14 protein-coding genes and 1 tRNA gene are annotated in these 17,287 nt (G+C 70.6%); 3 read left to right on the top strand and 12 right to left on the bottom strand.

Translation table 11 applies throughout. The features are described 5' to 3' along the window. Positions 1–96 precede the first annotated feature (96 nt). Positions 97–687: a lytic polysaccharide monooxygenase auxiliary activity family 9 protein gene (locus R2B67_RS23920; RefSeq protein WP_317820926.1), complete on the top strand. Its 591-nt coding sequence runs from the start codon at positions 97–99 to the stop codon at positions 685–687. A 78-nt stretch (positions 688–765) separates the two neighbouring features. Here R2B67_RS23920 and R2B67_RS23925 read toward each other — a convergent pair. From R2B67_RS23925 to R2B67_RS23935, 3 genes are all read right to left on the bottom strand, one after another. Beyond that, positions 766–838: transfer RNA gene (locus R2B67_RS23925), tRNA-His, on the bottom strand. A gap of 144 nt (positions 839–982) precedes the next feature. Then, entirely contained in the window at positions 983–1,588 is a 606-nt protein-coding gene (gene orn, locus R2B67_RS23930) for an oligoribonuclease (protein ID WP_317820927.1), read from the bottom strand. A gap of 10 nt (positions 1,589–1,598) precedes the next feature. Continuing rightward, the gene (locus R2B67_RS23935; protein ID WP_109977840.1) at positions 1,599–2,819 is read right to left on the bottom strand and encodes a helix-turn-helix domain-containing protein; all 1,221 of its coding nucleotides are present in this window, start codon (positions 2,817–2,819) and stop codon (positions 1,599–1,601) included. 896 nt (positions 2,820–3,715) lie between these two features. Between R2B67_RS23935 and R2B67_RS23940 the strand changes: the two genes are divergently transcribed. Continuing rightward, positions 3,716–4,237: a universal stress protein gene (locus R2B67_RS23940; protein WP_026241330.1), complete on the top strand. Its 522-nt coding sequence runs from the start codon at positions 3,716–3,718 to the stop codon at positions 4,235–4,237. Positions 4,238–4,352: 115 nt separating this feature from the next. Here the strand turns inward: R2B67_RS23940 and glmS are convergent, their stop codons facing one another. The 3 genes from glmS to R2B67_RS23955 form a co-directional block, all read right to left on the bottom strand. Then, positions 4,353–6,182 carry a glutamine--fructose-6-phosphate transaminase (isomerizing) gene (glmS, locus tag R2B67_RS23945; RefSeq protein ID WP_317820930.1) on the bottom strand — a complete coding sequence of 610 codons (1,830 nt, stop codon included), beginning with the start codon at positions 6,180–6,182 and terminating at the stop codon, positions 4,353–4,355. 86 nt (positions 6,183–6,268) lie between these two features. Further along, positions 6,269–6,544, bottom strand: coding sequence for a hypothetical protein (locus R2B67_RS23950; RefSeq protein ID WP_003968990.1), 276 nt, complete (start codon positions 6,542–6,544; stop codon positions 6,269–6,271). 97 nt (positions 6,545–6,641) lie between these two features. Next, positions 6,642–7,532: a DUF4429 domain-containing protein gene (locus R2B67_RS23955; RefSeq protein ID WP_317820937.1), complete on the bottom strand. Its 891-nt coding sequence runs from the start codon at positions 7,530–7,532 to the stop codon at positions 6,642–6,644. Between the two features lie 318 nt (positions 7,533–7,850). Here R2B67_RS23955 and R2B67_RS23960 point away from each other — a divergent pair, with 318 nt between their 5' ends. Continuing rightward, on the top strand, positions 7,851–9,323 hold the full coding sequence (locus R2B67_RS23960; RefSeq protein WP_381074054.1) for a beta-N-acetylhexosaminidase: 1,473 nt from the start codon (positions 7,851–7,853) through the stop codon (positions 9,321–9,323). Between the two features lie 59 nt (positions 9,324–9,382). Here R2B67_RS23960 and R2B67_RS23965 read toward each other — a convergent pair whose 3' ends face one another. From R2B67_RS23965 to R2B67_RS23990, 6 genes are all read right to left on the bottom strand, one after another. Further along, a complete protein-coding gene (locus tag R2B67_RS23965; RefSeq protein ID WP_317820938.1) occupies positions 9,383–11,161 on the bottom strand; it encodes an IucA/IucC family protein in 1,779 nt (592 codons plus the stop codon). After that, positions 11,158–11,727 carry a GNAT family N-acetyltransferase gene (locus tag R2B67_RS23970; protein ID WP_317820940.1) on the bottom strand — a complete coding sequence of 190 codons (570 nt, stop codon included), beginning with the start codon at positions 11,725–11,727 and terminating at the stop codon, positions 11,158–11,160. The genes R2B67_RS23965 and R2B67_RS23970 overlap by 4 nt, the downstream gene beginning before the upstream one ends. Continuing rightward, the gene (locus R2B67_RS23975; RefSeq protein ID WP_109977836.1) at positions 11,724–13,001 is read right to left on the bottom strand and encodes a lysine N(6)-hydroxylase/L-ornithine N(5)-oxygenase family protein; all 1,278 of its coding nucleotides are present in this window, start codon (positions 12,999–13,001) and stop codon (positions 11,724–11,726) included. The genes R2B67_RS23970 and R2B67_RS23975 overlap by 4 nt, the downstream gene beginning before the upstream one ends. Beyond that, positions 12,985–14,433: a pyridoxal phosphate-dependent decarboxylase family protein gene (locus tag R2B67_RS23980; protein ID WP_317820942.1), complete on the bottom strand. Its 1,449-nt coding sequence runs from the start codon at positions 14,431–14,433 to the stop codon at positions 12,985–12,987. The genes R2B67_RS23975 and R2B67_RS23980 overlap by 17 nt, the downstream gene beginning before the upstream one ends. A 167-nt stretch (positions 14,434–14,600) precedes the next feature. Next, on the bottom strand, positions 14,601–15,464 hold the full coding sequence (locus tag R2B67_RS23985; protein WP_317820943.1) for a siderophore-interacting protein: 864 nt from the start codon (positions 15,462–15,464) through the stop codon (positions 14,601–14,603). 265 nt (positions 15,465–15,729) lie between these two features. After that, on the bottom strand, positions 15,730–17,148 hold the full coding sequence (locus R2B67_RS23990) for an FG-GAP and VCBS repeat-containing protein (protein ID WP_317820945.1): 1,419 nt from the start codon (positions 17,146–17,148) through the stop codon (positions 15,730–15,732). Between the last annotated feature and the right edge of the window lie 139 nt (positions 17,149–17,287).

The raw sequence follows: 17,287 nt of genomic DNA on the forward strand, positions 1-17,287 counted from the left end.
GCACCGGCCCGGCCGGGGATCTGCCGATCCATTCGGATCCGCAGATCCCCCGATCCATCTGTCCGCAAGCTCCACCCCTCACCTCAGGAGCACCACATGCGCAGAAAGATCACCGCCTTACTTCTCGGCCTCGGCGTCGCCGGGGTCTCCCTGCTGGCCACCTCCGGCAGTGCGCAAGGTCACGGCTACACCGATTCGCCCGTCAGTCGGCAGCAGCTCTGCGGCAATGGGACCCTCCGCAACTGCGGGCAGATCCAGTGGGAGCCGCCGAGCGTCGAGGGCCTCAAGGGGTTCCCGGCCGGCGGTCCCCGTGACGGGCTGATCTGCGCCGGAGGCAACCAGCGGTTCGCCGAGCTGGACGACCCGCGCGGTGGGGGCTGGCCCGCCTCCGCCGTACGGGCCGGTCAGAGCCACACGTTCCAGTGGCGGATCACCGCCCGGCACGCCACCACCGACTTCCGGTACTACGTCACCAAGGACGGGTACAACCCGGCGAAGCCGCTCACGCGCGCCGACCTGGAGCCGCAGCCCTTCCTGACCGTGCCGTTCGGCGGCCGGCAGCCGGGTGCCACGGTCACGCACGCGGGCGCGCTGCCGCAGAAATCGGGCAAGCACCTGATCCTCGGCGTCTGGACCATCGCGGACACCGGCAACGCCTTCTACGCCTGCTCCGACGTCACGTTCTGACCTGACCGGAAGAGCGCACACGAAGAAGAGCACACACGAAGAAGGGCCCCGGTCCAAAGACCAGGGCCCTTCCCTCAGGGTGAGTAACGGGACTTGAACCCGCGACATCCTGGACCACAACCAGGTGCTCTGCCAGCTGAGCTATACCCACCATGTCGTCCGGTCGTTTCCGACCGGCCGAGAAAAAGTGTACAGGGTCCGGGAGGGTGCTCGCGCCCCCGTTTCCCGGGGCCGGTCCGCGGCCGCTCGCACGCCCGTGACCAGCGGTTTTCTACGGTGTGGTGCGGATGCTCCGCTACGGTGTGGCGCGGACCACGTGGCGCGCCGCGATCTCCTTGGCGCGCTCCGAGTCCGGGCCGGGCTGCGGGACGAAGACCGCCTCCCGGTAGTAGCGGAGCTCCGTGATGGAGTCGCGGATGTCCGCCAGGGCCCGGTGGTTGCCGTTCTTCTCCGGGCTGTTGAAATACGCCCGGGGATACCAGCGGCGGGCCAGCTCCTTGACCGAGGACACGTCCACGATCCGGTAGTGGAGGTAGCCCTCCAGCTCCCGCATGTCCCGCGCCAGGAAGCCGCGGTCGGTGGAGACCGAGTTTCCGCAGAGCGGGGCCTTGCCCGGCTCCTTCACATGCTCGCGGATGTAGGCCAGGACCTGCTCCTCGGCGTCGGCCAGGGTGGTGCCCCCGGCCAGCTCGTCGAGGAGGCCCGAGGTGGTGTGCATCTGCCGCACCACCTCGGGCATGGTCTCCAGGGCCGCGTCCGGCGGGCGGATCACGATGTCCACCCCGTCGCCGAGCACGTTCAACTCCGAGTCGGTGACCAGGGCGGCCACCTCGATGAGTGCGTCGTCCGTCAACGAGAGCCCGGTCATCTCGCAGTCGATCCACACCATGCGGTCGTTCATGCGCCCCACCCTACGGGGCGCTCCGCTGTCCCGGCAGGGCCGGGCGCCCGGGAACGTACGCGTCGGGGACCGGCAGCGAGTGCTCCGAGGAGCCCGCCGACGCCGCCATGGAGACCGGGGCCCCGGACGGCACCGGAGCGCCCCTGCGTCCCGACGGCGAGCCCTGGCTGGGCACGACCGTCTCCAGCACCGTCGCGGCGCTCTCCGCCACCCCCTGCGGACGACGGGCCCGGTAGGCGGCCCGGTACGCGGCGGGGGAGGAGCCGAGCTGGCGGCGGAAGTGCCCGCGCAGCGCGACCGGTGAGCGGAAGCCGCAGCGGCCGGCGACCTCGTCGACCGAGTAGTCGGAGGTCTCCAGCAGCCTCTGTGCCTGAAGCACCCGCTGGGTGATCAGCCACTGGAGCGGTGCGCTCCCCGTGAGCGAGCGGAACCTGCGGTCGAAGGTCCGCCTGCTCATGTAGGCGCGCGCCGCGAGCGTCTCCACGTCGAACTGCTCGTGCAGATGCTCCAGCGCCCAGGCCACGACCTCGGCGAGCGGGTCGGAGCCGATCTCTTCGGGCAGAGACCTGTCCAGGTAGCGCTCCTGTCCGCCACTGCGCCGCGGCGGTACGACGAGCCTGCGGGCGAGTGCGCCCGCCGCCTCGGTGCCGTGGTCGGTGCGGACTATATGGAGGCAGAGGTCGATACCCGCCGCCGTACCCGCGGAGGTCAGCACATCGCCGTCATCCACGAAGAGTTCGCGCGGATCGACGTGCACCGACGGATAGCGCTTGGCCAGCGTCGGCGCGTACATCCAGTGCGTGGTGGCCGGCCGGCCGTCCAGCAGTCCGGCCGCCGCGAGCACGAAGGCTCCCGTGCACAGGCCGACGATGCGGGCGCCCTCCTCATGGGCGCGCCGCAGCGCGTCCAGTGCCTCGGCGGGCGGTGGCGAGGTGATCGACCGCCAGGCGGGCACCACCACGGTGCCTGCCCTGCTGATGGCCTCCAGGCCGTACGGCGTGGTCAGTTCGAGTCCACCCGTGGTGCGCAGCGGTCCGTCCTCGCCGCCGCAGACCAGCAGGCGGTAGCGGGGAACTCCCGCGTCCTGCCGGTCGATTCCGAAAACCGAGAGCGGGATGGAGCTCTCGAAGATAGGGCCGCCGCTGAAGAGCAGCACGGCAACGACTTCCCGGCGTCGCCGCCCGGTCAGCTTGCGTGCGGCCTCCGTCGCGGTGGCGGAGTCCTGGCTCATGACGCTAAGCCCCCCTCGGTGTTCGCGTCTCCCTGGTCCTTACGGGCCTGCCGCTCCTGCACGTTTCCCCTCGGTTTCGCACGGTTCCCCAGCCCCCCGATTTTCAAGATCGAATCTACTGCGTCGCGTGGCCCCGCCGGGACACCTTCCCCCACCGGCGTTAAGTCGATAAGGACACGTGGCGTGAAGCGTTCGATCACGAAGCGTTCCACCCGTGAAGTGCACAGGGAAGTGCCCTTCACGAAGGTGGCCCGTCCGCGTCGGGTGAAAGCGTACCGCGCGGTCCGTTCCTGCCTGGTGGGCGGTGGGCTCTCCGGCCATTCCGTGAAAGGTTCGGTCCGGACAGGAAGTTGGCTCAAAACAGATGGTTGTGTGCGCGGGTTCCAGTCACGCCGGGCGCACAACTTCCGCCTGACGGCCGCCCCGGTGCGCTCCCTCGGCCCGGCGGGACGTGGCGTGTTCGGGGTCCCGCGGCCGAACGCGGCGGGCTGCCGGGGTGTGACCGGCCTCCGGGGCGACGGCGGCCGGATTACCGACCGATGGGCGGCGGGCGCACAGAATCGGCGGTACGGGCCGACGGCCGGCGCCGCCCGCCGGCGCGGCGGCCGCCAGGTCCGCGCGACCGCCGGACGCCCCGGAAAACAGGGCGGTCACCCTCGTCCGGAGCCCCCGAGGCCCGTGTACGACACAACCGGCATTGCCATACCGGACCGCCTCGGGCATGCTCCCTCCAACGTCACGCGTGCTTTTGCGGGGGTCTGGGCAGCTGAGGAGTGACGCCGTACCCTTGGGGGTATGGGGTTGGGAAGATGATTCCCGGACAGAGCCACACCATCAGCTGACGCACCTCTCGAAACCGCTCCCTCCTCACGAGGACTCTCTTCGCCGAGACACCGATGGCCGGTCACGAAATCCCTGAACCCAAAGACCGCAAGCAGGTAGCCGACCCCCGGTCGGAGCCGCGGACGGTCGAAGAAGCACGCCATGCGTGCGATCCCGCCTTCCGGCACGGAGTCGTGGTCGGTTTCGACGGCTCCACGTCCAGCGAGCGGGCCCTCGCCTATGCGATCGGCATGGCCGGCAGGTCGGGCTCGGGTCTGATCATCGTCCACGTGGCCAACCGGCTCCCGACGACGGTCTGGGCGGGCTGCGAGCCCCCCGTCTTCGTCGACGTCCCCGACCACCGCACCGAGGTCCTCGGCCTGGAGCTGGCCTGCGCCGACTACCTCTCCGACGTGCCCTGGGTGCTGGTGGAGCGCGGCGGCGACATCTGCCACGAGCTGGAGGAGGTCGGCCGCGAGTATTCCGCCGACGCCATCGTCGTCGGCTCCACGCACGGCATCGTCGGCCGCATCTTCGGCTCGGTGGCGGGCCGCCTCGCCCGCCGCGCCCAGCGCCCTGTCGTCGTCATCCCCTGAGGCCTTCCAGCAGCTCTGAGGGGCCGCCAGAAGCCCCCGCCACGCAACGAGTTGGGCCCCGCACCGTCTCGACACGACGGTGCGGGGCCCAACTCACGTACGAAGTACCGACCGACTACTCGACCGTGACCGACTTCGCCAGGTTGCGCGGCTTGTCGATGTCCCGGCCCATCGCCAGGGCCGTGTGGTACGCGAAGAGCTGGAGCGGGATGCCCATCAGGATCGGGTCCAGCTCGTTCTCGTTCTTCGGTACGACGATGGTGTGGTCCGCCTTCTCCTGGACCTGGTGCGCCACGGCGAGGATCCGGCCGCTGCGCGCCTTGATCTCCTCCATCGCGGCCCGGTTCTTCTCCAGCAGGTCGTCGTCCGGCACGATCGCCACGGTCGGCATCGCGGGCTCGATCAGCGCGAGCGGGCCGTGCTTCAGCTCGGAGGCGGGGTAGGCCTCGGCGTGGATGTACGAGACCTCCTTCAGCTTCAGCGACGCCTCACGGGCCACCGGGTAGCCCCGCACCCGGCCGATGAACATCATCGACTTGGCCTCGGCGTACTCCGCCGCCAGCCGCTTGATCTCGTCCTCGCCCGCCAGGATCTCGCTGATCTGCTCCGGCAGCCGGCGCAGCCCGTCGATGATCCGCTTGCCGTCGGCGACCGAGAGGTCCCGGATGCGGCCCAGGTGCAGCGCGAGCAGCGCGAAGGCGACCACGGTGTTGGTGAAGCACTTGGTGGAGACCACGCAGACCTCGGGGCCCGCGTGGACGTACGTACCGCCGTCGGCCTCCCGGGCGATCGCGGAGCCCACCACGTTGACCACGCCCAGCACCCGCGCGCCCTTGCGCTTCAGCTCCTGGACGGCGGCCAGCACGTCGTACGTCTCGCCCGACTGGGAGACCGCCACGTACAGGGTGTCGGGGTCCACGACCGGGTTGCGGTAGCGGAACTCGGAGGCCGGCTCGGCGTCGGCGGGGATGCGGGCCAGCTCCTCGATGAGCTGGGCGCCGATCTGGCCCGCGTGGTACGAGGTGCCGCAGCCGAGGATCTTGATCCGGCGCACCCCGCGCGCCTCACGGGCGTCCAGGTTGAGGCCGCCCAGGTGCACGGTGGAGAACCGGTCGTCGATCCGGCCGCGCAGGACGCGGTCCACGGCGTCGGCCTGCTCGAAGATCTCCTTGTGCATGTACGTGTCGTGGCCGCCCATGTCGTACGACTCGGCCTCCCACTCCACGGTGGTCGGCGTGGCCGTCGTGGTCGAGCCCTCCGTCGTGTACGTACGGAAGTCGTCGGCCTTCAGGGTGGCCATCTCGCCGTCGTCCAGCGTGACGACCTGGCGGGTGTGGGCGACCAGGGCGGCGACGTCGGAGGCGACGAACATCTCCTTCTCGCCGATGCCGAGGACGACGGGGGAGCCGTTGCGGGCGACCACGATGCGGTCGTTGAAGTCGGCGTGCATCACGGCGATGCCGTAGGTGCCCTCGACGTGGCGGAGCGCCTCGCGGACCTTCTCCTCCAGGGTGTCGGCCTGGGCGCGGGCGATCAGGTGGACCAGCACCTCGGTGTCGGTCTCGGAGAGGAAGACGATGCCGTCGGCGGTGAGCTTGGCGCGCAGCTCGGAGGCGTTGTCGATGATCCCGTTGTGGACGACGGCGACCTTGTTGTCCGCGTCCAGGTGCGGGTGGGCGTTCTCGTCGCTGGGGGCGCCGTGGGTGGCCCAGCGGGTGTGCGCGATGCCGGTGGTGCCGGCGAACCGCTTGGGGACCTTGGCCTCCAGCTCGCGGACCCGGCCCTTGGCCTTGACCATCTTCAGCGTGCCCGGCTTGCCCGCCGCCGTCTTGCTGGTGATGACGATGCCCGCGGAGTCGTACCCCCGGTACTCCAGCCGCTGCAGGCCTTCCAGCAGCAGCGGTGCCACGTCACGCTTCCCGATGTATCCGACGATCCCGCACATGAGATTCTCTGCCCCTCCTCGACGTACACGTACATGCATGCGCTCGGCGCCCCGCACGGGCGCCCCGGCCGACCTGCCGCGGCCGGTCAGCCGTAGACGATGCGGCGCAGCTGGCGGAGCGAGAGCTCCGGCGGCGCCACGGCGCGGTGCGGCAGCTCGGCCGCGATCCGCTCGAAGATCTCCGTGTTGACCAGGCCGCCGGACTGCAGTTCGCGGTGGCGGCGGCGGACGAAGTCGTCGGTGCTCTCGTCGAAGTACGCCAGCACGTCGAGGATCACCCGGGCCGCCTCACCGCGCTGGAGCGCGGTGGAGCGGACGAGGTGGTCGATGAGGTCGTCGTGCGACGAGCGGCGTTCAAGCACCCGTCGATATTGCGTGCCGGGGCGCTCTTACGCAAGAAATCTGCCCGATATCGGGCAGGAGGGCCCGGAAAAGGAGTGCTGCGAGGTCACGCAACGGTCACATACGGCTCAGGATCGCCTGCTTCGCCGTGCTGAACTCCTCGTCCGTGAGGACCCCGGCCCGGTGCAGCTCGCCCAGCTCCCGCAGCCGCCGCAGCAGCACGTCGTGGTCGTCGGCGGCCGGTACGGCGGCGGGCGCGGGCACCGGTGCCTTGGTGAGGGCCGGGGCCCCGGCGGGCGCGTCCACGGCCGTACGGGCCTGCGGCAGCCGGGCCAGCACCGCCGCCGCGACCGCGACCGCCGTGTACTCCTTCTTGGACAGCCCCCACAGCTCCAGGGAGTACGGGTCGTACTTCGGCGGGGCCGAGACCGGCCCGTCCACCGGCTCGAACCGCAGGTAGCCGTTCTCCAGGCCCATCGACGGCATCCAGCGAACCCCCGCGATCCGCGCCAGCGGGAAGGTGGCCGGGCCGCTCGCGGTCTTGGACTCCTCGGCCTTCCAGTTCCAGGTCAGCCGCACGGTCTCGCCGTCGAAGGACGCCGTACCGTCGCTGCCCCCGCCGGAGACCGGCAGCGAGGGCCCCGGCAGCAGGAAGCGGTCCACCGGCCCCTCGGGGACCTGCTCGATCAGCAACGCGTTGCGGACCTCGTCGACGAAGTACTCCGCCACCCCCGTACGGTCCTTCTCCACGGCCAGGGCGTACGGGTCGGCGCCGTCCTTCAGGCGCCCGTCGGCGGCCCGCAGCACCGGGCAGGCGCCCCCGCGCAGCCGGAGCCGCAGCCGGCCGCCCTTGCGGTCCGGCTCGAACGAGATACCGGCCAAGGCCTCCACGGGGACGGCGAGTTCACCCAGCGCCAGCCGGAGCGGATGCGCTTTGCCCCCCGGCACGATGCGTACCGTCTCCCCGTCGAACGTCCACGTTCCGTCGCGCTGGATGATTTCTGCCATGCCCGCGATTCTGCCAGCCGGCCACCGGGGGCGGGCCGTGGTCCTTGACCCGTCCACGGCCGCGCGATAGGCATGACGGGCGTTCGTTCGGCCCCGAGCTCCACCGGCCAGAGATCCACAGGTAGGACCCGTCGAAGGGACAAGCTTGTGCGACAGCGACAGCGACAGCGACGGCAACGTAGGAGCTGGAAAGCCCGGCCCGGCCCCCTCCCCAGGCTCCTCGCCACCCTGCTGATCGTCGTGGCGGCCGCCTTCTCCTCCACCGCCGCGACCTCCTCCGTCGCCGCCGCCTCCGCACCCCGCCCCCTCGGGCAGCTCGTGCCCGTCCCCGCGCGGGTGGTGCCGGGCGGCTCCCCGTACGCCATCACCTCCACGACCCCGATCAGGGTGCCCGGCCACTCCGCCGAGGTGCGGCGGATCGGGACCTACCTGGCGGAGCTGCTGCGCCCCGCCACCGGCTACGCACTGCCCGTCACCGACCGGCCGGGCCCCGGCGGCATCCGGCTGGAGCTGGGCTCCCGGGACCGGAGCCTGGGCGAGGAGGGGTACCGGCTGCGCTCCACGCCCGGCGCGCTCACCATCACCGCCCGCGCCCCGGCCGGGCTCTTCCACGGCGTCCAGACGCTGCGCCAGCTCCTCCCGGACCGGATCGAGGCCGACAGCCGGCAGAAGGGGCCCTGGAAGGTCGCGGGGGGCACCGTCACGGACGCGCCGCGCTACGGCTACCGGGGCGCGATGCTGGACGTCTCGCGCCACTTCTTCTCCGTCGCCGAGGTCAAGCGCTACATCGACCAGCTCGCCCTCTACAAGGTCAACAAGCTGCACCTGCACCTCTCCGACGACCAGGGCTGGCGGATCGCCATCGACTCCTGGCCCCGGCTCGCCACGTACGGCGGCTCCACCGAGGTCGGAGGCGGGCCCGGCGGGTACTACACCAAGGCGCAGTACCGCGAGATCGTCCGCTACGCCGCCTCCCGCTACCTGGAGGTCGTCCCGGAGATCGACCTGCCCGGCCACACCAACGCCGCCCTCGCCTCCTACGCCGAGCTGAACTGCGACGGGGTCGCCCCGCCGCTCTACACCGGCACCACGGTCGGCTTCAGCTCGCTCTGCGTGCCCAAGCCGGTGACGTACGACTTCGTGGACGACGTGCTGCGCGAGGTGGCGGCGCTCACTCCGGGGAAGTACCTCCACATCGGCGGCGACGAGGCGCACGCCACCAGCCATGAGGACTACGTCGCGTTCATGGCGAAGGCCCAGGCGGTGGTCGGCAGGTACGGCAAGACGGTGATGGGCTGGCACCAGCTGACCGGCGCGGTGCCGGTGAAGGGGGCGGTGGCGCAGTACTGGGGGTACGACCGCACGGGCGCCGCCGAGCGCAAGCAGGTGGCCGACGCGGCGAAGGGCGGCACCAAGCTGGTGCTCTCGCCCGCCGACCGGGTCTACCTCGACATGAAGTACACCAAGAACACGCCGTTGGGCCTGAGTTGGGCCGGTCTGGTCGAGGTGCGGAGGTCGTACGACTGGGATCCCGGGACCTACCTGGAAGGGGCTCCGCAGGAGGCCGTCCTCGGGGTCGAGGCGCCGATCTGGACCGAGACGCTCACCGACAGCACGGAGATCGAGGCGATGGCCTTCCCGCGGCTGCTGGGCGCCGCCGAGATCGGCTGGTCACCCGCGGCGGCCCGGGACTGGGAGACGTACAAGGTGCGGCTCGCCGCCCAGGGGCCGCGGCTGACCGAGCTGGGGATCGGCTTCTACCGCTCCCCCCAGGTGGACTGGGGACCGTGAGGAAAGAGGTGAGCGCCCGGGGGACCGTCCCCGGGCGCTCACCGGTCTGTGGGGACCGCTCAGAACTTCGCGATCGGGTTCTTCAGGCGGCCGACCAACTGGAGCGCGCCCGCAGGGTCGTTGAGGTCGACCATCTGCTGGTTGTTGCGCAGCTGGAGGCGGTTGAGGCAGGAGAGCGCGAACTCCGGCTCGAACAAGTCGTACTGCGCGAACTTCTCCGCGAGATACGGCACCGTCTTCTGGTAGTCGCGTACACACTCCGCGACCGTCCGCCAGAAGGTGTCCTCGTCCAGGACCCCCTCGGTGGCCAGGCCCGCGGCCAGGAAGCGGAAGAAGCAGTCGAAGACGTCGGTGAAGACCGACAGCAGCTTCATGTCCTCGGGGACCTCGGCCCGGATCCGGTCGACCTTCGGCGGCAGCACCGCGTCCGGGTCCATGACCGCGATCTCCTCGGCGATGTCCTTGAAGATCGTCCGGGTGACGATCCCGTCCTCGACGACCAGGATCACGTTCTCGCCGTGCGGCATGTAGACCAGGTCGTAGGCGTAGAAGCTGTGCAGCACCGGCACCAGGTAGGCGTCCAGGTAGTGCCGCAGCCACACCTGCGGGTCGAGCCCGGACTCCTCGATGAGCGCCCCGGCCACCGAGCGGCCCTCGTGGTCGGTGTGGACCAGGGAGGCCATGGTCGCGACCCGCTCGCCCGGCTCCAGACCGGCGACGGGGCTCTCGCGCCAGAGCGCGGCCAGCATCTTCAGATACGGGGAGCCCTTGGCGGTGGCCGCCTCGTAGTTCCGGTGGTGGTAGCCGATCGCGGCCCGCTCCCGGATGATCGAGAACCGGGCGGCGGTCAGCACGCTGTCGCGCTCGATGAGCCCGGCCAGCCAGTCGTTGATGGCGGGCGTGGCCTCCATGTAGGCGGCGGAGAGGCCGCGCATGAAGCCCATGTTCAGGACGGACAGGGCCGTTTTGACGTAGTGCTTCTCGGGGTGGTCGGTGTTGAAGAACGTACGGATCGACTGCTGGGCCAGGTAGGCGTCCTCGCCCTCCCCGAGCACCACCAGGTGGCGCTCGGCCAGCTCTCCGGCGAAGGTGACGGCGAGCTTGTTCCACCACTGCCAGGGGTGGACGGGCAGCAGGAAGTACGCCTCCGGGTCCAGGCCGAGGGAGCGCAGGGTGGCGGCGAACCGCTCCCGGGTCGCCTCGCTCAGCTCACCCTCGACCAGCGTGTCGTAGTCCAGCCCGGCGCCCGCCGTGAAGGTGGCCCGGTCGCGGCGCGCGGCCAGCCAGACCAGCCGGATCGGGGACGCGGCCTCGGGGGCGTACGCGCGGTACTCGTCGACCCCGAAGCCGAGCCGGCCGTTGTTGGCCACGAAGCAGGGGTGACCCTCGGTCATCCCGGTCTCGATGGCCTGGAAGCCGGCGGCGGCGAGCTGGCCGGAGGTGGCCGGTTCCTTGGTGAGTTTGTAGGCGGTTCCAGCCAGAGTGGAGGAGACCTCCTCCAGATAGACCGGGAGGATCTCCTCGGTCAGCCCGAGCGCCACCCGCAGTTCGATGAAGAACTCCAGTGCGTCGAGCGGAACTTCGGCCCCGTGCCGGTGGCGCGTGATCGACTCGGCCTCGACCTGCCAGTGGTCCAGGGCGAAGAGGCGTGCGGTGAAACGGTACTCCGTCCCCGCGTCGTCGCTACGGAGGGTGTAGCGGTCCTCGCCGAGCGGAACGGGGGTCAGCAGCCGTTCGTGGCTGAATTCCGCCAGTGCTTTGCGGACCAGCAGTCGGTTTGCGGTGGTCCAGCGGCCCGGGGAGAGGTGGGCGACGCTGTCGGTGAGGGCGGTCGTCATCGGTCGGTTCCTCCGGTTGCTGCTTCGAACTGCTCGCGGGTGCAGGCGCTGAGCAGTGCGTCCTTCTCCGGTTTGGCGATCTCCCGCAGGACCTCGAAGCCGACGGCCTTGTTGAGGGCCTGGACGGCGCTGTTGGTCACATCGGGCTCGACGACGACCCGGCGTACCGACGGGTCGGCGAAGAGGAACTCCATCACGGCGGTGATCACGGCCCGGGTGAAGCCGTGCACCGGGGTGTCGGTCGGCGCGACCAGGAAGTGCATCCCGGCATCGCCGGGCTCCGCCTCGTACAGCCCCTTCAGCTCGACCTCGGTGGGGTCGTACCGCTCGATCAGGAACGCGGGCTCGCCGTCGTGCAGGCCGATGAACGCGTCGTGGTGCGGGTGGGCGGCGATCGCCATGTACTCCCGCTCCACGTCTTCGAGTTTCGCCTCGCCCATCAGCCAGAAGGCGGCTTTGGGGTGGGTCACCCAGCCGTGCACCAGCTCGGCGTCACAGGCCGGGTCGAGCGGGCGGACGGTGAGCGTGCCGAGTTTGCCGGGGGGGTTGCTGTGCGGGTGGTTCATATCGCGAACTCCTGGAAGGCGATGGACTTCTCGACCGGGTAGTACTCACGGCCGAGCAGTTCGCCGATGATGTACGCGTTGCGGTAGGCACCCATGCCCAGGTCGGGCGAGGTGATCGAGTGGGTGTGCACCCCGGCGTTCTGCAGGAAGATCCCGCGGCCGGTGGTGTCGATGCTGTAGTTGCGGGCCACGTCGAAGCGGCCCCGGCTGTCGTGGCGCAGCCGGCCCTGGACGGGCGCCAGGAAGGCGGGCGCCTCGTAGCGGTAGCCGGTGGCGAGGATGAGGCCCTCGGTGGTGAGCTCGTACTCCTTGCCCTGCTCCTCCTGGCGCAGCCCCAGGCTGTACGCGCCGCCCTCCTCGTCGTAACGCGCGCTGAGCAGCGCCGAGTTGGTGAGCAGCCGGGTCGGGACCGGGCCGGGCAGGTTCTTCTGGTAGAGCAGGTCGAAGATCGCGTCGATCAGCTCCCCGTCGATGCCCTTGAACAGCCCCTTCTGCCCGGTCTCCAGCCGATAGCGGGTCTCCTCGGGCAGCGCGTGGAAGTAGTCGATGTACTCCGGGGAGGTCATCTCCAGCGTGAGCTTGGTGTACTCCAGCGGGAAGAACCGCGGGGAGCGCGTCACCCAGTTGAGCCGGTAGCCGTAGGTGTCGATCTCGGAGAGCAGGTCGTAGTAGATCTCCGCCGCGCTCTGCCCGCTGCCGACCAGGGTGATCGACTTCTTCTTCTGGAGCTCGGCTTTCCCCTCCAGGTAGCGGGAGTTGTGCAGGAAGTCCCCGCCGAGACCGTGGCAGGCCTCGGGGATGTACGGCGGGGTCCCGGTGCCGAGGACGAGGTGGCGGGAGCGCAGGACGGTCCCGGCGGCGGTGGTGACGGTGTAGAGCTCACTGCCCTCGTCGTACGTCACCGCCTCCACGGTCTCGTTGAAGCGGATGCTGCTCAGTTTGGCGGCGGCCCAGCGGCAGTAGTCGTTGTACTCGGTCCGCAGCGGGTAGAAGTTCTCCCGGATGTAGAACGAGTAGAGCCTGCCGCGCTCCTTCAGGTAGTTGAGGAACGAGTACGGCGAGGTCGGGTCGGCCATGGTGACCAGGTCCGACATGAACGGCGTCTGGAGATGGGCTCCTTCGAGGAACATCCCGGAGTGCCACTCGAAGTCCGGCTTGGACTCCAGGAAGACACCGTTCAGTTCGTCGATCGGCTCGGTCAGGCAGGCAAGGCCGAGATTGAACGGGCCGAGCCCGATCCCGATGAAGTCGTGGGGGTCAGGAAGCGCGGACAAGGGAGTCTCCCAGGTACTGCTCGGCGTGGCCGGAGATCAGGTCGAGGACCGCGGCGATGTCGGCCACGGTCGTTTCGGGGTTGAGGAGGGTGAACTTGAGGTACTGGCGGTCGCCGACCTTGGTGCCCGCGACGATCGCCTCGCCGGAGGCGAACAGGGCCTTGCGGGCGTGGAGGTTGGCACGGTCGATGCCGTCCGGGGAGGTGACGCCGGAGGGGATGTAGCGGAAGACGAGCGTGGAGAGCTGCGGCTGGACCACCACGTCGAAGCGCGGGTCGGCGGCGAGCAGCTTCCAGCCCTCGGCGGCCAGGTCGCAGACCTCGTCGAACAGCTCGCCGATACCGTCGGCGCCCATGACGCGCAGCGTCATCCACAGCTTGAGCGCGTCGAACCGGCGGGTCGTCTGGAGGGACTTGTCGACCTGGTTGGGTATCCGCTCCTCGGCCATCCGGCGCGGGTTCAGATACTCCGCGTGGTACGTCGCGTGGCGCAGGGTCGCCCGGTCGCGGACCAGGATGGCGGAGGAACTCACGGGCTGGAAGAAGGACTTGTGGTAGTCGACGGTCACCGAGTCGGCGTGCGCGATGCCTTCGAGGAGACCGCGCCGCTCGCGGGAGGCCAGCAGGCCGCAGCCGTACGCGGCGTCCACATGCATCCAGGTGGCGAACTGCTCACACAGGGCGGCGATCTCGGGCAGCGGGTCGATGGAGCCGAAGTCGGTGGTGCCGGCGGTCGCGACGACGGCCATGGGCACGGCACCTTCGGCGATGCACTGCTCCAGGGCGTGGGCGAGGGCGACGGCCTGCATGCGCTTGTTGCTGTCGACCGGGATCGGGACGACCGCGTCCGGCCCGAGGCCGAGCAGCTTCGCGGACTTCTGCACGCTGAAGTGGCTGCACTCGGAGGTGAAGATGCGCAGCCGGGTGTAGTGCTCGGGTCGGATCTTCGCCTCTTCGCGGGCCAGCAGCAGGGCCTGGAGGTTGGACTGCGTGCCGCCGCTGGTGAAGATCCCGTCGGCGGCCGGTCCGAGGCCGATCCGCTCGGTGGTCCAGTCGATCAGCCGGCGCTCGATGAGGGTGCCGCCCGCGCTCTGGTCCCAGGTGTCCAGGGAGGAGTTGACCGCGGAGAGCACCGCCTCGCCGAGGACGGCGGGGATGACGACTGGGCAGTTGAGGTGGCCCAGGTAGCGCGGGTGGTGGAAGTAGACGGCGTCGCGGAGGTAGACCTCGCCGAGCTCGTCGAGGGCGGCGGTGGCGTCGCCCAGCGGCCGGTCGAGGTCGATCGCGTCGACGACGGGGGAGAGCTCGTCGACACCGACCCCGCTGAAGGGACGCTCGGTGGCGGCGATTTTGGCCGCGACCCGATCCACTCCTGCGGTGACGGTACGCCGGTAGTGCTCCGCAGTCGTGTTGTTGAGCAGGTGCGAACGCATGAAGGGGTCCTCCCGGGTGAGGGGAACTTCATCGCGACCCTCCGGGCAGGAAAAGAGGGGGGACGAGGGACGCGATGTCGAAGTGAGGTTAGCCTAACCTAAGTCGATCACGGGTCGTCCCTCGCCCCTGATGGGTGCGGGAGTTGTCCGGATTGGTTCCGGTTCGGCTACTCCGTCTCCCCGGCCCGCGCGATAGTCTCCCCCCGCAGCTGCTCCTCGCTGAGCCCGCGCCGCCAGTACCCGACGAAGGTGACCCGTTTGCGGTCGAAGCCGCGCTCCTGGACCAGGTGGCGGCGGAGCGCCCGCACCTCGGACGACTCGCCCGCGATCCAGACGTACGGGGTGCCCTCCGGCAGCTCGGCGGCGCGCACGGCCTCCACGGCGGGCACGGCGCCCTCGCTCCGGACGAGCCAGCTGATCCGGGCCTTGGCGGCGGTGTTGAGCGCCTGCCGGTCCTCGGTCTTCGGCACCTCCAGCCAGGCCCGCGTGGGCATTCCGGCGGGCAGCCACTCCAGGGCGGCGGAGGCGGCGGGCAGGGCCGTCTCGTCGGCCCAGATGAGCACCCAGTCGGTGTCCTCCGGGGGCCGGAAACGCACGGAGGTGTTGTCCCGGACCGCCGGGCCGAGCATCTTGAGCGGGTGGCCCGCCGTGGCCATGAGCGCCCAGCGGGAGGCCGGGCCGCCGTCACCGTGGAGCGCGAAGTCGATGTCCACCTCGGTGGAGCCGTCGGCCTTCACGCGCTGGGCCCGCACGGTGTACGACCGCATCACCGCCCGTACGTCCTCCGGCAGTGCCCGCCACTTCGCGTACCAGGCCCCGTCCTCACCCTCCGGCACCACGGCCTCGCTCTGCCCGGGGTGCGGCAGGAAGATCGACAGGCTCTGGTCGCGGCCCCCGGCGCTGAACCCGTCGGCCCCGGGCCCGCCCAGCGTGATCCGGAGCATGGAGGGGCCGAGCCGCCTGACCCGCAGGACGGTGAGGTCGAAGAACCGGAACGGGGCTACTTGGGGAACGGCGGTAGTCGTCGTCAACGAGGGCTCCTCCGGGACAGGCCAGGAGCGGCGGACGGACGGGCCAGCTCCGGCGAGGGCAGTCCGAAGGAAGGTTAGCCTAACCTTGCTAGGCGGTCACGGTGTCGGGCGGGTCCGGGGGTGTGGGTGTCGGCCCTGAGGGCGCGCCTGGGCCGGGGTGTCGGCCCCGAGGAGGCCCCCGAGGGCGCGCCAGGGGCGGGCGCCCGACCGCACGGCACCCGCCCCTGTCCCACTCGCCGCCACTCCGGCGGACCTGTCCCCGCCGCTACTCCGGCAGGTCGGACCCGAGGACCCGCAGGGTCGACGAACCGGTCCCCGTCACCCCGCCCTTCGCCCCCGGCAGGATGCGTACGCTGTCCTCGCCCGGCACCGAGATCGCCAGGTCGGCGCGCCCGTCCCGGTTCAGGTCCCGCAGCCGCAGGTCGTAGCCGAGGAGGTCGTGGTCCGCCGTGGCCCCCGCCACCCCCGGGAGTGACTTGCCGATCCCGGCCGAGCGCGCCCCCGTGAGCCCGCCCTTGCCGCCGCGGAACAGATAGGCGCCGCCCGCGTTGGCCTTGGTTCCGACCTTCTCGCCCGGGACGCCGACCGCCAGGTCCGCGTACCCGTCGCCGTCGGCGTCCCCCGCCGTCAGCGACGAACCGAACTGGTCCCACGCCTCCGAGGCGCCGGCCACCCCGGCCGTCGACTGGCTGAGCGTGATGCTCCGCTTGCCCGGCCCGGCGGAGGTGCCGTACCAGACGGTGACCCTGCCTCGGCCGTCGTTGGCCACCGGGTTGCCGACGGCGATGTCCCCGTAACCGTCCCGGTCGAAGTCGCCGACGGCCGCGTCCAGCCACTCCTGCTGCCTCTTGCCGTCGATGACCTTGGCCGGACCGGAGACCAGGCCGGCGGCCGTGCCCTTCAGGAACCAGGCCTCGGTGCGGAACGTGAGGCCGACGCCGCGCACGCCCGTGACGATCAGGTCGGTCTTCCCGTCACCGTTGACCTTGCCGGCGGCGATGGTGTCGCTGTTCCAGCTCTCCCCCTCCCGGTCGTACCCGCTGACCTTGCCCAGGCCGCCGGACTTGGTGAAGCCGCCGCGGTACAGCTGGACGTCGTCGCCGTTGACCGTCGCGATGTCGGGGCGGCCGTCCCCGTTGAAGTCACCGGTGGCGATGTCGCTGCCGAAGGTTGGGTGGCCGTTGCCGGCCGCCTTGCGAGGCAGGGACGTTCCCCCCTTGAGCCCCTTGGCCGAACCCCACACGAGGGTGACCGAGCCGACGCGGGTCCGCCCCGCCGCCTCGCTCGGGTTGCCGACGACGAGGTCCGCGTACCCGTCGCGGTTCAGGTCGGCACTGGCCAGCACCGTGCCGAAAAGGTCGCCGGACTCACTGGCACCGGGGATCCCCGGTGAGTTCTGGTGGATGACCTGCTTCTTGGTGGTGAGCCCCTTCGGTCCGCCGTAGGTGACGAGCACCGCGCGGTCATTGAAGGCGAAGATTCCGTCGTGCGTGTGCGAGACGGCCAGGTCCCGGTACCCGTCCCCGTTGAAATCGTCGTAGTGCTTCGCCGGCTTCGCGGCGGCGGCCGAGGCGGGCGCGGCGGCGAGGAACGGCACCGGTCCGGCGGCGAGCGCCACGCCTACGGCGATCGACGTCGTACGGAGACGGAAGCGGCGCGCACGGGAGGCGCGAGGGAGGTTCATGAAGGCTGGAGCTCCTGCGGTTCAGGGCCCGCGTCCCGATGGAAGGGGGACGGGGCTGCCGACGACACACCCAAGACGTACACCGGGGGCGAAGGGTTGTACGGAATGCGGAACTCCATTCCGTACAGCGCTTCGCCCC

This window comes from Streptomyces cyaneofuscatus (assembly GCF_033109485.1).
GTDB lineage: Bacteria > Actinomycetota > Actinomycetes > Streptomycetales > Streptomycetaceae > Streptomyces > Streptomyces cyaneofuscatus.

Bases quoted from the DNA above. Each gene is read 5' to 3' on its own strand.
- R2B67_RS23920 (WP_317820926.1), top strand. From the start codon at position 97: ATGCGCAGAAAGATCACCGCCTTACTTCTCGGCCTCGGCGTCGCCGGG.
- orn (WP_317820927.1), bottom strand. From the start codon at position 1,588: ATGAACGACCGCATGGTGTGGATCGACTGCGAGATGACCGGGCTCTCG.
- R2B67_RS23935 (WP_109977840.1), bottom strand. From the start codon at position 2,819: ATGAGCCAGGACTCCGCCACCGCGACGGAGGCCGCACGCAAGCTGACC.
- R2B67_RS23940 (WP_026241330.1), top strand. From the start codon at position 3,716: ATGGCCGGTCACGAAATCCCTGAACCCAAAGACCGCAAGCAGGTAGCC.
- glmS (WP_317820930.1), bottom strand. From the start codon at position 6,182: ATGTGCGGGATCGTCGGATACATCGGGAAGCGTGACGTGGCACCGCTG.
- R2B67_RS23955 (WP_317820937.1), bottom strand. From the start codon at position 7,532: ATGGCAGAAATCATCCAGCGCGACGGAACGTGGACGTTCGACGGGGAG.
- R2B67_RS23965 (WP_317820938.1), bottom strand. From the start codon at position 11,161: ATGACGACCGCCCTCACCGACAGCGTCGCCCACCTCTCCCCGGGCCGC.
- R2B67_RS23970 (WP_317820940.1), bottom strand. From the start codon at position 11,727: ATGAACCACCCGCACAGCAACCCCCCCGGCAAACTCGGCACGCTCACC.
- R2B67_RS23980 (WP_317820942.1), bottom strand. From the start codon at position 14,433: ATGCGTTCGCACCTGCTCAACAACACGACTGCGGAGCACTACCGGCGT.
- R2B67_RS23990 (WP_317820945.1), bottom strand. From the start codon at position 17,148: ATGAACCTCCCTCGCGCCTCCCGTGCGCGCCGCTTCCGTCTCCGTACG.